Annotated in this window: 13 protein-coding genes; 4 read left to right on the forward strand and 9 right to left on the reverse strand. The window is 53.6% G+C overall.

The features are described 5' to 3' along the window. Positions 1-40: 40 nt before the first annotated feature. The 7 genes from hcp to ACEPLT_RS16065 form a co-directional block, all read right to left on the reverse strand. A complete protein-coding gene (gene hcp, locus ACEPLT_RS16035) occupies positions 41-532 on the reverse strand; it encodes a type VI secretion system effector Hcp (protein ID WP_023325816.1) in 492 nt (163 codons plus the stop codon). 5 nt (positions 533-537) lie between these two features. Beyond that, on the reverse strand, positions 538-2244 hold the full coding sequence (locus tag ACEPLT_RS16040; RefSeq protein WP_232929053.1) for an OmpA family protein: 1707 nt from the start codon (positions 2242-2244) through the stop codon (positions 538-540). Then, positions 2241-2930: a type VI secretion system protein TssL, short form gene (tssL, locus tag ACEPLT_RS16045; protein WP_032675281.1), complete on the reverse strand. Its 690-nt coding sequence runs from the start codon at positions 2928-2930 to the stop codon at positions 2241-2243. The genes ACEPLT_RS16040 and tssL overlap by 4 nt, the downstream gene beginning before the upstream one ends. Then, positions 2927-4267: a type VI secretion system baseplate subunit TssK gene (tssK, locus tag ACEPLT_RS16050; RefSeq protein ID WP_032652888.1), complete on the reverse strand. Its 1341-nt coding sequence runs from the start codon at positions 4265-4267 to the stop codon at positions 2927-2929. Before tssK ends, tssL begins: the two co-directional genes overlap by 4 nt. 17 nt (positions 4268-4284) lie before the next feature. Continuing rightward, positions 4285-5829 carry a type VI secretion system contractile sheath large subunit gene (gene tssC, locus ACEPLT_RS16055; RefSeq protein ID WP_025912767.1) on the reverse strand — a complete coding sequence of 515 codons (1545 nt, stop codon included), beginning with the start codon at positions 5827-5829 and terminating at the stop codon, positions 4285-4287. Between the two features lie 32 nt (positions 5830-5861). Beyond that, a complete protein-coding gene (gene tssB, locus ACEPLT_RS16060) occupies positions 5862-6359 on the reverse strand; it encodes a type VI secretion system contractile sheath small subunit (RefSeq protein ID WP_008501580.1) in 498 nt (165 codons plus the stop codon). A 639-nt stretch (positions 6360-6998) separates the two neighbouring features. After that, positions 6999-7136 carry a hypothetical protein gene (locus ACEPLT_RS16065; RefSeq protein WP_159427010.1) on the reverse strand — a complete coding sequence of 46 codons (138 nt, stop codon included), beginning with the start codon at positions 7134-7136 and terminating at the stop codon, positions 6999-7001. A 12-nt stretch (positions 7137-7148) separates the two neighbouring features. Here ACEPLT_RS16065 and lpxP point away from each other — a divergent pair, with 12 nt between their 5' ends. After that, entirely contained in the window at positions 7149-8069 is a 921-nt protein-coding gene (gene lpxP, locus ACEPLT_RS16070; protein ID WP_232929105.1) for a kdo(2)-lipid IV(A) palmitoleoyltransferase, read from the forward strand. A gap of 357 nt (positions 8070-8426) precedes the next feature. Further along, positions 8427-8498: a membrane protein YpdK gene (ypdK, locus tag ACEPLT_RS16075; RefSeq protein ID WP_099458937.1), complete on the forward strand. Its 72-nt coding sequence runs from the start codon at positions 8427-8429 to the stop codon at positions 8496-8498. Positions 8499-8550: 52 nt separating this feature from the next. On the opposite strand, the gene alaC is transcribed toward ypdK, so the two are convergent. Beyond that, a complete protein-coding gene (gene alaC / locus ACEPLT_RS16080) occupies positions 8551-9789 on the reverse strand; it encodes an alanine transaminase (protein ID WP_126289195.1) in 1239 nt (412 codons plus the stop codon). Positions 9790-10175: 386 nt separating this feature from the next. Between alaC and ACEPLT_RS16085 the strand changes: the two genes are divergently transcribed. Together ACEPLT_RS16085 and ACEPLT_RS16090 are read left to right on the forward strand one after the other, a co-directional pair. Then, the gene (locus ACEPLT_RS16085; protein ID WP_023325822.1) at positions 10176-11882 is read left to right on the forward strand and encodes a sensor histidine kinase; all 1707 of its coding nucleotides are present in this window, start codon (positions 10176-10178) and stop codon (positions 11880-11882) included. A 3-nt stretch (positions 11883-11885) separates the two neighbouring features. Then, positions 11886-12617 carry a LytR/AlgR family response regulator transcription factor gene (locus tag ACEPLT_RS16090; protein ID WP_032652898.1) on the forward strand — a complete coding sequence of 244 codons (732 nt, stop codon included), beginning with the start codon at positions 11886-11888 and terminating at the stop codon, positions 12615-12617. A gap of 35 nt (positions 12618-12652) precedes the next feature. Here the strand turns inward: ACEPLT_RS16090 and glk are convergent, their stop codons facing one another. Continuing rightward, positions 12653-13618 carry a glucokinase gene (gene glk, locus ACEPLT_RS16095; protein WP_032652899.1) on the reverse strand — a complete coding sequence of 322 codons (966 nt, stop codon included), beginning with the start codon at positions 13616-13618 and terminating at the stop codon, positions 12653-12655. Positions 13619-13772 lie beyond the last annotated feature (154 nt).

The raw sequence follows: 13772 nt of genomic DNA on the forward strand, positions 1-13772 counted from the left end.
AGCAAAAAACTGCGGACAGGAAAACCTGCCCGCATCAGGATTACGCCGTGGCGCGTTCGTTCCAGGAATCGGAATGAATGATGTTGCCGTCTTTGTAGGTCCAGGTGATTTTTTCGTAACGCAGTTCAACGCGTTCAAGGTGGTTGTGCTTCTCTTTAGAAGGATCCTTGATGTCATACATTTCAGGATTCACCTTCACTACCTTCACGTTTTCCAGTTTGGTGTTGAAGTACTCCACTTCCTGGCCCGCGTCGTTGATTTTGTACCACTTGAACTCAGCGGATTTCAGGGTCTGACCGGTGGTCACCGCCTTGTACAGGTACGGGCTGGAGGAATCGATTTCCTTCGTGAACAGGAACGGCGTGTGGATGCGGGTGCCAGTCAGCTTGCCGGTGTTGTTGTCGGTCGGGATGTACAGGTTATGCTCCTGTGCAACCACTTCGATGCTGCCTTCACGATCCTGAACGTCAACAGACCCTTTGATGTCCGCGCCGCCGTCGTCCTTCAGCCAAAGATAAACAGGAATTGCCATGTTAATTACTCCGTTTTATTTTCTGAGACGCCATCATCCTGCGATGGCGCCGGGTGTTTGCCGGGTATCTGACAGGCATTCGCCTGCGGTACCAGACTGATTTCGACACGGCGGTTGAGCGCACGCCCTTCCAGGGTGTCGTTGGTTGCGACAGGACGGCTTTCGCCATAGCCCTGCACCGCAAAACAGCTTTCGGGCACGTCGCCCGTGTCCCGCATCCAGTTGCGCACCGCTTCGGCGCGTTTCAGAGACAGCGTCTGGTTAAGTTGCGGATTGCCGGTGTTATCGGTATGCCCAGACACGACAATCAGCCAGCCCGGTTTCGCTTTGATGCCAACCAGTGAATTCACCAGCATCCTGGTGGAACCCGCTTTCAGCACGGACTTGCCGGAATCGAACAGCGACATGCTGTCGAGCCTCACTATTTTCGGTGCTGGTTTTGGGGTTGGCTGCGGTTTAGGAGGCGGCGGCATATACGAGCGGATCGCTTCCAGAAGGGGCATCCGCAGACGTTCCCCCTGATAAAGCCCGAGGCCCAGCCGGATCGGTACACCGTTACGTGCATAGTCATCCAGCAGCGCCGCATTCTCACGAAGGGCCGCAACGGCGCTAGCCTTCGGGCCGTAGTCATCCATGGAGAGACTGTCGTAACGGGCTATATCGAAGCTCACGCGATGCAGCAACTGGCGATTGTTCCAGCCACTGCTGAGCAGCGCGGCGATGGCCGCCAGGGTGAAAAGACCAAGGGCACAGCGCCAGGTGCGGGCGCGGGGAGTAAGTCCACTTCCTTCCGGTAACAGCGGCAGGATGAAATCCGGGAAGGGTGATATCACCGTGCTGTCCGTCCCTACCGGTTGCCAGCCGGCTACCTGCTGCATGGCAGTATGACGCGATAACCATGCCGTCCAGGCAGAGGACGCAAGGCTTCCGGCAAGAATCGGTCCCATTCCCCACAGCAGCGCTGCAGGTGCAATGACCGGAACATCAGGATTCTCATCGATGAATACCGCCTGGACATGCTGATGGAACCAGCTCATCAGGCTGTTCATCAGCACCTGCTGCTGCATTACAGGCGCACCGCCAGTGGTGACCCACGCGGCGATCGAACAAGGCGCATTCGACTCACGCCAGACAGTCCACCCTTCACCCGGAATAGCGGCCTGCCAGAGCATGTCATCCGTCATCGCGCTGCCAATCTGACCATTCAGAATGAGTGGCACAGACTGTCCCGTTTCTTTACGCAACTGGCTGATTTGCCAGCGCAGAGCCAGCAGGCGACTGGTGAGGGCTTCGCTGTCGACATGTTTCTGCGGGCAGACACTGACCATCACCGACAGCTGACGCCCCCAGTCCGGGCGCTGCCACAGAATCTGACGGGCAACCTGCTCCAGATCCTGATGGTCCTCAACGCGGATCCAGCATCCCTGCGTGACGATCAGTACTGGTGACTGCTGCGGCCAGGTCAAAGGCATATCGCCACAAACCAGCACCACAGGTTGACGGTAAGTAGTTTCAGGAAGGTCATCCAGACGCAGGTTGACGTCAAGCTCCGCACGAGGTCTGGCGATATACCAGAACGCGACGATAACCCCGATCATCGCCAGCAGAACGAGCACTGAAGCCAGCCGGGTTAACGGCAGAAAAGCCAGACAGACCACAGCACTCAGCAGGGCAGCCCACAGCGCAAGCCCGCGCTGTTGTACAGGACTCATTTTACGACTCCCGGCAACAGGGTCAGCAGCATATGATCGAGCCAGCGATCCAGTCCCCACCAGAGTGCGGCAAGAACAATCACGCTCAGGCCGATACGCGCGGGCCATGACGCCAGCCAGCCTCCCGCTCCCCGTCCGCTGCGGCTCTCTGCCAGAACGGGATGGGTCTGCGGGTAGCTGAACGGTGTAACGCGCTCGTTGAGGGCGCTGACCAGCTTCTGGCGTTCCGGATCGTTTAGCGCACGAAAGTTTCCCAGGAATCCGAGCATCATTACCCGCTGGAAGCAGGTCAGTACGGCATTATCTGGTGCAGGTTCACGCAGCACATCGCGCATCCTGTCACACAAAGTGTCACCCGCGTCCATTGTGCCGAGGAAGTGTCCCTGCAGGGGAATGTCATACCACTGCACACAGGCATCATCCTCTACACCGCGCCCTTTGACCGCCTCATCAAGCAATGCACATTGTGCAGTGAGGATATGCTTACAGCTGGCTTCATCGAGTTCACTCGCTTTCAGTTCACGCTGAACGCGTTCCACATCAGCGATACAGCGTTCCCACAAGACCCGACCTTCGCCTTCCTGAAACTGCGGGCCATAGCGAAGGCTGATGACCTGAAGCCAGGTATCCTGCAGCAGTGCGTCAATATCAACAGACACGACAGCGCCGTGTTTACGTTCACTCATGTTCTCAATACCGCAAAGAGTTCAAGTTCAGGCTCGCCGAGCATGCCCGGGACGTAAAACATACATGTCCCACTCTGGAGCATTTCAGTCGCCAGAGGATGGGAGAGATCGAGACTGAAATACTGATTTTCCAGACGCAGTGGAATGGCGGCTGGCACATGGCGCAGCGGCGTCAGCGGCACGCCCACGCGGGAAGAGTTGACGATCCCGCGCACATGGTCAGGGCTGCCCACCTTACACTGGCGCGGAAACTGCTCCTGCAGTTGCGCCACCGGAATCGGTGAGCGCACAGAAAGATAGTAATCAGCCCCTTCGCGCAGACGCGGGTCATGCAGGCGAGCCTGCCAGAAGTGCAGCCGTGGGTCATAGTCGAGTGCCAGGGCCACCACGCGTGACGGCAGGCTGGCTTCAAGCAGATCGCCCAGCAAATCAAACAGCGGTGGAAATACCGCATTGAGTTGCTCGTGATGCCAGGCCGGTATGGCGCTCACCTGATGTTCCAGGGAAAAGGTCAGCAGGCTCCCCGCAAGGCGAGAAAGTTCCGGATACAGACGTTCCGGTGGGCTTTGAAGATTACGCTGGAACTGACCCAGCACGGGCTCGGCACTGTTCAGCGCGTTGAGCAGCCAGAACAGGGACACGTCGGCCACGGCGAAATCAGCCATGCGCTCATTGCTTTCACGCCGCATTGCCATCAGACGGCACAGTCGCGCCCGCAGTTGTGTCAGTAGTTGTTCCAGTTGGGTAACCAGCCAACGGCTGCCCTGGAGGGTCAACAGCGGAGGAAGAAATGTTTCATCCAATAGCCATGTACCCTGCGAGTCTTGCTGCAGGCGGGCGACCGGACAAGTCAGATAATCGCTGTTGTTCTGATGGGCAAAACGCAGCGTCAGTTCAGGCTGCATCACGGCAATCTGACGAGTGTCTTCCCCAAAGGTATTGCGTACATCCCGCCAGCGCTGACGATATCGCACCGGACGCTCGGCCACCTCATCGGGTTTCAGGCAGTTGCCGCCGTTCGCCCGCAGTAGCGGGAGTGCCAGCACCACCGTCACCTCCTGCGATTCGCTTTCAAGCGACAGTACCGGTGGCAGCGAATCAGCATTGTCTGTATCAATCAGCGTACCGTCCTGAAAACGGACATGCAGATGACGGGCCTGAAGACGTCCAAGCCTGAGAGCTTCCGGCTCGAAGGTAGCATTTATCACCCCCCACGGGCAGGAGAGGCCCAGCCGGGCAATACACTCGGCAGACCAGGCCGCATACGCGACCTGTTGCTGAAAATGCTGGGGAGCGACCATAATGCCCCTACCCCATAACGGTTGTTCCGTTTTCATCGGCTTCCTGCCTGTTATTACGATTTCGCTTTCGGCATCTGGGAAACCAGCGACAGGTTGACGTCCATCCCTTCCACCTGGAAGTGCGGAATCGCATACAATTTCACGCGGAAGAAGCCCGGGTTATCTTCAATATCTTCCACCACCACTTTTGCATCACGCAGTGGATGAGACGCCTGCAGCTCGTCACCCGGATCGGTCATTTCGGTTACCAGAGTGCGGACCCAGGTGTTCAGCTCCAGCTCCAGCAGTCGGCGATCCTTGGTGGTACCGATGTTCTCGCGCTGAATCAGCTTCAGGTAGTGGGCGATACGCGACAGCAGGAAGATGTACGGCAGACGCGCGTTGATGCGGCTGTTGGCGGTCGCATCAGCGGTGTCATACAGCGCCGGTTTTTGGGTGGAGTTCGCCGAGAAGAAGCAGGCGTAATCGCGGTTTTTGTAATAGGACAACGGAATAAAGCCCAGATTCGCGAATTCGAATTCACGCGTTTCAGGGATCATCACTTCACTCGGGATTTTTACCTGATTGCCGGTACCCAAGTCATACAGATGGATAGGCAGATCCTGAACCGCACCACCGGCCTGCGGGCCACGGATTTGTACACACCAGCCATTATTGATGAAGCTACGCACCATGTTGGACGCGAAGGCAAACGACGCATTCGTCCACAGGTATTTGTCGTGATCCGGACCTTTGACTTCTTCGACATAGTTGAAGCTGCGAACCGGAACGGTATCCGGGCCATACGGCAGGCGTCCCAGTACGCGGGGCATCACCAGACCAATGTAGCGAGCGTCGTCCGTATCGCGGAATGATTTCCACTTGATGTACTCGGCGCGATCAAAATAGTTGCCAATATCTTTAATCGCAGCGACGTCTTCCATTGACTCCTTGAGGAAGAATTTCGGGCCTGCTGAGCCGATAAACGGCATATGTGCAGCTGCGGATACTTTTGAGATGTTGCGCAGCAGAGCGACATCCTGCGCTGAAGCATCGAACTCATAAGCGGAAATCAGCGCCGCAATCGGCTCGCCGCCAGGGGTATCATATTCATCAATATAGGCGTGTTTATACAGGCCACTCTGGATGATTTCCGGGCTGTCTTCAAAGTCCTGGCGCAGCTCTTCTTTAGACATGCTCAGAAGCTCAATTTTCACGTTCTGGCGAAAATCCGTTTTATCAACCAGCGACTTCACGCCGCGCCACAGGCTCTCAACCGCCTGAAACTCTTCATGGTGCATAACGGCGTCGAGCTGGCGGCTTATCTGGTAATCGAGCTCAGCGATGTGATGATCGATCAGGCTTTTATCCAGTTTTTCGACTTTCGAGCCTGCCTTGGTCAGGCATTCCAGAAAGACCTGCATACCTGCTGTCAGACGCTCGTCAGCGGTCGCATCGGACATCGCCTGTGCATCTTGCCAGATGTCCAGCGCACTCAGCTCGGAGACAGGATTCAGATTGATTTTCTCAAACAGTGAGGCGTATACACCACCCACAGCAGGACGTTCCAGCACCACGCTTTCCCCGCCAGCAATATTATTTTGTACAGACATGAGCATTCCTTGATTAATCCGTTAAAACAGCATGATGGTTAAGGTTGTTTTGAAGCCAGTGCGGACAGTTCATTTCGCAACTCAGCACTAAGCGACTGGTCAACAACGATTTTTTCCAGCTCTTTTCGGAAAGTCTGGTTATCCAACAGGTTAGCTTTGAGATCGCGAAGCAAGTTGCGCATCGCCAGCATCGCCTTCAGCTGCGGAATTTGGGCAGCCACCTGCTCTGGCGTGAAATCTTTCATGCTCTGGAAAGTCAGCTGAATGTTGTCTTCACCACCATCGTCAGACAGTGTATTTTTTACGGCCAGGTTAACTTTTGGGGAATATTCGGAAAGAACGCTATCAAAATTATTTTTGGTGATGTTAATCTTTTCACGCTCAGATATTGTCGCAGATTCCTGCCCGTTGCTGAAATCACCCGTAACAAGCAATTTCAAGGGTAATTCCATTTTCTTGCTTGCTCCGCCAGTATGCAGGTCAAGCTTCAGGTTAATACGTGCCTTAGGCACCTCGTTCTGAAAACTGTCAGCCATCTAATCATCCCACTTTGTTTTGCTATGCCAACTTCACGGTATCGTTCTTGATGCGCAATAATAGAATAATGATCGGAACAAAATCAAATACACAGATCATTTATCCGATACAAGAATTTTCTTAAGAATTTTCCACTAATACATTATCGCAAATTGCTCAATCAACTCAGAAAAAGAAACTACTCTTTTCTCACAAATCGAATATTTGTATCGCCGAAGGGATTGCAGCCAGAGAGATATTAATAAAAACATCTTATTTTGATTTGCATCACGGCACTATGTCAAAAAACAAGAAAGAACTGCAATATTTTATTGCGGTACGATTAAAAGAAGAGAAAAGTGGGTGATAAAAGACGACTATTCCATTGAGGATATGAATAATAAATAAGATTTTTCACAAAGAAAATTCTTATTTATTAGGTAAGGAAGAAATAAACGAGAAATAATTAATTTGCCGTAACTCAACAATGCCATTCTTTTTCGTTACGTCTTCCATCCGATCGCCAGGGCTTCTGCTCTCCGCTCAGTCAGGAAAAACGCTTTCAATGCGACTTTCTATAAAATCTGTAAAATCAAGCACCTCCTTAACTGCCGCTTTTTTAATCAAAAACGAGTAATAGCACATATCGTATAACGGTGCTACATTACGCCGCCCGCCCAAATCAGCAGTGGCCAGGCAACGCCGTAAAGTTCGGTAAAGCCTGCAACCATCACCTTGAAGAACGGTCTTATCGGCACGTCGTATCGCAAACTCTGCGCTACCTTTACAGGCTTCACATAGGTTTTACTATTTTGTCTCAATCCAAATTTCAACGCGCGTTTTTACACCCGCGTTACTGGTTTACATGGTTTGGTCTTGGCGTTCTCTGGCTGCTGGTTCAACTTCCGTACCCTGTCCTGCGTTTGCTGGGGTCGAAACTGGGCAGCGCTTCCCGCTTCTTCCTGAAACGCCGCGAATCCATCGCGCGTAAAAATATTGAGCTTTGCTTTCCGCATTACAATGCCGAAGAGCGCGAGAAACTCATCGCTGAAAACTTCAAGTCTATCGGCATGGCGCTGCTTGAAACCGGCATGGCCTGGTTCTGGCCGGATGAGCGCGTCCGCAAGTGGTTTGACGTGGAAGGGCTGGATAACCTTAAACGCGCACAGATGCAAAAACGCGGCGTGGTGGTCGTCGGCGTTCACTTTATGTCGCTGGAACTGGGTGGCCGCGTGATGGGCCTATGCCAGCCAATGATGGCGACCTATCGACCACACAACAGTCCGCTGATGGAGTGGGTACAAACGCGTGGCCGCATGCGTTCGAATAAGGCGATGATCAGCCGTAATAACCTGCGCGGTATGGTCGGGGCTCTGAAGAAAGGTGAAGCCGTCTGGTTTGCCCCCGATCAGGATTATGGACGTAAAGGCAGCAGCTTTGCGCCTTTCTTTGCGGTTAAAGATGTTGCGACGACCAACGGCACCTTTGTCATTTCTCGTTTGTCGGGCGCTTCCATGCTGACCGTGACGATGGTGAGAAAAGCAGATAAATCAGGTTATCGTCTGCACATCTCTCCTGAGATGGCTAACTATCCTGAAAACGAGTGCGAAGCCGCGGCGTTTATCAATAAAGTCATCGAAACTGAAATCATGCGTGCGCCAGAGCAGTATCTGTGGATGCATCGTCGTTTCAAAACCCGCCCTATTGGCGAAGCCTCGCTCTATCTTTAAGCTCTTCAGAAAGGTTAGTTTCGCTAAGAAACTAACCTTTTCAATCACCTGTCATCCGTTAAGAAACCGTTTTTCATTGCGTCGCCCAAAGTGAATTTATTGCGATGCGAAATCAAACTGTCGCCGTTCCACGACACTCGTAAGTGACGGAAATTATTTAAAAAAATCCCTCTTGTCACCCCTCATTTTTAGGCGTACATTAGCGCCGTCTGGCAACAGGAAAGCACAGAATTCTGAGCTGGAGTCAGCGGCGAAACGGGAAAATTCTCATTTCCGCTTTGACCGGATTTCAGTTCTCTATAATCAGGTGGACTCTGTTTTTAAATGCGTACCACAAGATACGCGGAGCGATGAAACGTGAAATATTTCTTTATGGGCATTTCGGTGATTGTTTTAGTCTGGGCCGGAACCTTTGCCCTGATGATCTAGTGAAGAACATGCAGTCAAAAAAACAGGAGCCATTGGCTCCTGTTTTTTTATGTCATGATGACGCGGGATTTTCAGCCACGCTCTTCGAGGAGAGAAGCCCGTCGGCCCGGAACATACTCTTGATGCCCCTCACCGCCTGACGAATGCGGTCGCTGTTTTCAATCAGGGCAAATCGCACATGGGTGTCGCCATAATCACCAAAGCCAATGCCCGGTGATACGCACACCTTCGCATCCTGCAGCAGCTTTTTGGCAAACTCCAGCGATCCCATCGCCGCGTATGGTTCCGGAATTTTCGCCCAGACGTACATGGATGCCTTCGGCATTTCCACCATCCAGCCCGCTTCATGCAAGCCTTTTACCAGCACGTCGCGACGGCGCTTATACTGAGCGGCAATCTCGTGGACGCACTGCTGGTCGCCCTCAAGAGCAGCGATAGCCGCAACCTGCAGCGGCGTGAAGGTGCCGTAGTCGTGGTAACTCTTAATACGCGCCAGTGCGCTCACCAGCGTTTTGTTACCCACCATAAAGCCAATACGCCAGCCCGCCATGTTGTAGCTTTTCGACAGGGTGAAGAACTCTACCGCCACGTCACGCGCGCCCGGGACCTGCATAATAGATGGCGCTTTCCAGCCATCATACACGATGTCGGCATAGGCTAAATCGTGAACCACCAGCACGTCATAACGCTTCGCCAGCGCGACCACTTTCTCGAAGAATTCGAGCTCCACGCACTGGGCCGTTGGGTTCGACGGGAAACCGAGGATCATCATCTTCGGTTTCGGATAGCTTTCGCGAATCGCACGTTCCAGTTCGTTAAAGAAATCGACCCCTTCCACCAGCGGAACCGAACGGACCTGCGCTCCGGCAATTACCGCACCGTAGATGTGGATTGGGTAGCTGGGATTCGGTACCAGCACCGTATCGCCATGATCCAGCGTAGCCAGCATTAGGTGTGCCAGCCCCTCTTTCGAGCCGATGGTGACAATCGCTTCACTTTCCGGATCGATATCAACCTGATAGCGATCCTGATACCAGCGCGAGATCGCGCGACGTAATCTGGGAATACCGCGGGAGGTCGAGTAGCCGTGCGTATCCGGACGCTGGGCAACCGTGCAGAGTTTTTCAACGATATGCGGTGGCGTTGGGCCGTCAGGGTTACCCATGCTGAAATCAATAATATCTTCGCCGCGCCGACGCGCAGCCATCTTCAGTTCAGCGGTGATATTGAAAACATAAGGGGGGAGACGATCGATACGCGTAAAACGGCGTTCAGGACTGAATTCAGCCATAGATTCCTCAGATTAACGTTAGCGCCCGGACCGTCCGAGCGACGCTGCCACCGATGTGGCGTGCTTAGAAAATAACCTGAAAAAAATCACGCTGTCGAGAGGGAAGTGAAAAAAAAGCGATCGCCTGAAAACCGGAACCCGGCTGTGCCGAAAAGCGGAAGCCCCTGTTTCAGGGTTGGCTTTCTGATAGCTGTTATTTAACAGGATGATATCAAAACGGTTACCTGACGATACGCAGGCTATAAAAAATCAGGACGTGTCCGTTACCGACAGACAATCCCCTTTATAAATTATGGTTTTTCCTCTTTTGATAAACCTGACGGATAGCTGGTCAACACGCGTCAGGTTTTTTATCATGGTTCTTTCCCGTTTTCCCAGGTCTACTCGTGCACGAAATATTCACTATGCTGCTGGCGGTTTTTGACCGTGCGGCATTAATGCTGATTTGCCTGTTTTTCCTCATTCGCATTCGCCTGTTTCGCGAGCTATTGCACAAATCCGCACACTCGCCAAAAGAGCTGCTGGCCGTTACCGCCATCTTTTCGCTGTTCGCCCTGTTCAGCACCTGGTCTGGCGTGCCGGTAGAGGGTTCGCTGGTTAACGTGCGCATTATCGCCGTGATGTCCGGCGGAATTTTGTTTGGCCCGTGGGTGGGTGTCATCACCGGCGTGATTGCCGGAACCCATCGCTACCTGATTGACATCGGCGGCGTCACGGCGGTGCCCTGCTTTATCACCAGCATTATTGCCGGGGTGCTATCCGGCTGGATCAGCCGCAAAATCCCGAAAAAACAGCGCTGGCGCGCCGGGATCGTGGCGGGCATGGTGTGCGAAACGCTGACCATGATCCTGGTCGTCGTCTGGGCCCCGACCACCGAACTTGGGCTGGATATCGTCTCGAAAATCGGTATTCCGATGATCCTGGGCAGCGTGTGCATCGGCTTTATCGTGCTGCTGGTGCAAAGCGTTGAAGGGGAAAAAGAGGCCAGCGCCGCCCGTCAGGCCAAGCTGGCGCTTGATATCGCCAACAAAACGCTGCCGCTCTTCCGCCACGTTAACGCGGAGTCGTTGCGTCAGGTCTGCGAAATCATTCGCCATGACATCCACGCTGACGCTGTCGCCATCACCAATATTGACCACGTGCTGGCCTACGTTGGCGTCGGGGAGCACAACTATCGCGATAATGATGACACCATCAGCCCAACCACCCGACAGGCGATTAACTACGGTAAAATCATTATTAAAAACAATGATGAAGCCCACCGAACGCCGGAAATCCACTCCATGCTGGTGATTCCGCTGTGGGAGAAAGGCGTCGTGACGGGCACGCTGAAAATTTATTACTGCCACGCGCATCAGATCACCTCCACGCTGCAGGAGATGGCCATCGGCCTGTCGCAGATTATCTCCACCCAGCTTGAGGTTTCGCGGGCGGAACAGCTGCGTGAGATGGCAAATAAGGCAGAGCTGCGCGCGCTGCAGAGCAAAATCAATCCCCATTTCCTGTTTAACGCGCTGAACGCGATCTCCTCGTCCATTCGTCTTAATCCGGACACCGCGCGCCAGCTGATTTTTAACCTGTCGCGCTATCTGCGCTACAACATCGAGCTGAAAGATGACGAGCAGATCGACATCAAAAAAGAGCTGTATCAGATTAAAGACTACATCGCGATTGAGCAGGCGCGCTTTGGTGACAAGCTCACGGTCATTTACGATATTGATGAAGAGGTCAACTGCGTGATCCCAAGCCTGCTTATCCAGCCGCTGGTCGAAAACGCGATTGTTCACGGCATTCAGCCGTGTAAAGGCAAAGGCGTCGTCACCATCAGCGTCACCGAAAGCGGCAACCGCGTACGTATTGCCGTGCGCGATACCGGCCACGGAATTGATCCAAAAGTCATTGAGCGGGTGGAGTCTAACGAGATGCCTGGAAATAAAATCGGCCTGCTGAACGTGCACCACCGGGTCAAGCTGCTTTACGGCGACGGGCTGCATATTCAGCGTCTTGAACCGGGCACCGAAATTGCGTTTTACGTCCCGAACGAGCGCTCTCCCGTTCATTCGGCAACATCACTGTTGCCCCAGGTGGAGTAACCCATGAAAGTCATCATCGTAGAAGATGAAATTCTGGCTCAACAGGAGCTAACCTGGCTTATCAACACCCACAGCCAGATGGAAATTGTGGGTACCTTTGATGACGGTCTGGACGTGCTGAAGTTTCTGCAGCATAACCGGGTCGATGCCATCTTCCTGGACATCAATATTCCGTCGCTGGATGGCGTATTGCTGGCGCAAAACATCAATCAGTTTGCCCATAAGCCGTTTATTGTGTTCGTGACCGCATGGAAAGAGCACGCCGTAGAAGCCTTCGAGCTGGAGGCGTTTGACTATATCCTTAAGCCTTACCAGGAGTCGCGGATTGTCAGCATGCTGCAAAAGCTGGAGGCCGCATGGCAGCAGCAGACCGCCCCTGCAAGCACCAGCCCAACGGTACGAGAAAACGACACCATTAATTTGGTCAAAGATGAGCGCATCATCGTGACGCCGGTCAATGATATCTACTATGCCGAAGCCCATGAAAAGATGACGTTTGTCTATACGCGGCGGGAATCTTACGTGATGGCGATGAACATCACCGAGTTTTGCAGCAAGCTGCCTGCGTCGCACTTTTTCCGCTGCCACCGCTCGTTCTGCGTCAATTTAAACAAGATCCGCGAGATCGAACCCTGGTTTAACAACACCTACATTTTGCGTCTGAAGGATCTGGATTTTCAGGTGCCGGTGAGCCGCAGCAAGGTAAAAGAGTTCCGCCAGCTCATGCACCTGTAACAAAAAAGCCCTCTCCTGCGGGAGAGGGCTATGCGTCAGAGGATTTGACCGAGAACCTGACGCAGGTGGGCACCCGACCCCAGCAGGCCTGGGTTATCATGCACGATCAGATAAACCGGAATGTCCTGCACGTAGCTTCTGAAGCGCCCTTTATCCTCAAACCCGCCGCGGAAGCCGGAGGCTTTAAAGAACTCCAGGAAGCGCGGCACAATGCCGCCCGCGATATAAACGCCCCCGAAGGTACCCAGCGTCAGCGCCAGGTTGCCGCCGAAGCGCCCCATGATCACGCAGAACAGCGACAGGGCACGACGGCAGTCAATGCAGCTGTCCGCCAGCGCGCGTTCGGTGACGTCTTTCGGCTGCAGATTTTCCGGCAGACGACCGTCCGATTTCACAATCGCCCGGTACAGGTTCACCAGCCCCGGTCCTGACAGCACGCGCTCGGCGGAGACGTGGCCGATCTCCGCGCGTAATTCTTCGAGGATAATGCCCTCTTCTTCGCTGTTTGGCGCAAAATCCACGTGACCACCTTCACCCGGCAGGCTCACCCAGCGCTGAGCGACATGCACCAGATGTGAAACGCCCAGCCCGGTACCGGCCCCGTAAACCGCAATCGGCTTACCTTCGACCGGTTCAGCGCCGCCAAACTGGATCAGATGCTCAGGCTTCAGCATCGGGATCGCCATGGACACCGCGGTAAAGTCATTGATGATTTCAAGATGCGTAAAGCCGAGGTTTTTTTTCATCTCGGCGATGGAGAATGCCCAAGTATGGTTGGTCATGGCGACCCAGTCGCCGGTTATCGGGCAGGCAATGGCGATGCAGCCATCTTCGACGCTTATCTGATGCTCCTCCAGATAGACGCGGACAACGGCCTCAAGGCTTGGATAATCGAGACCGGAATAGGTTTTCGCCCGGGAAATTTCACCGCTATTTACATCGCATAATGCAAGGCGCGCATTCGTGCCGCCCACATCGCCTACCAAAGCATACTTTGTCATTCTTCTACTGCTCCGCTAAAGTCAGAATAAATCTTTGGGACACTGTAAATTCAAGGCGTGATAACAACAACGACCGGAAGGTGAATGCCCATGGATTATCGATCTTCGTCACAGAATAACTTTACCGTTTCAGCACCTTTTGCACTATTGCCAT

The organism is Enterobacter sp. fkY84-1 (genome assembly GCF_052974705.1).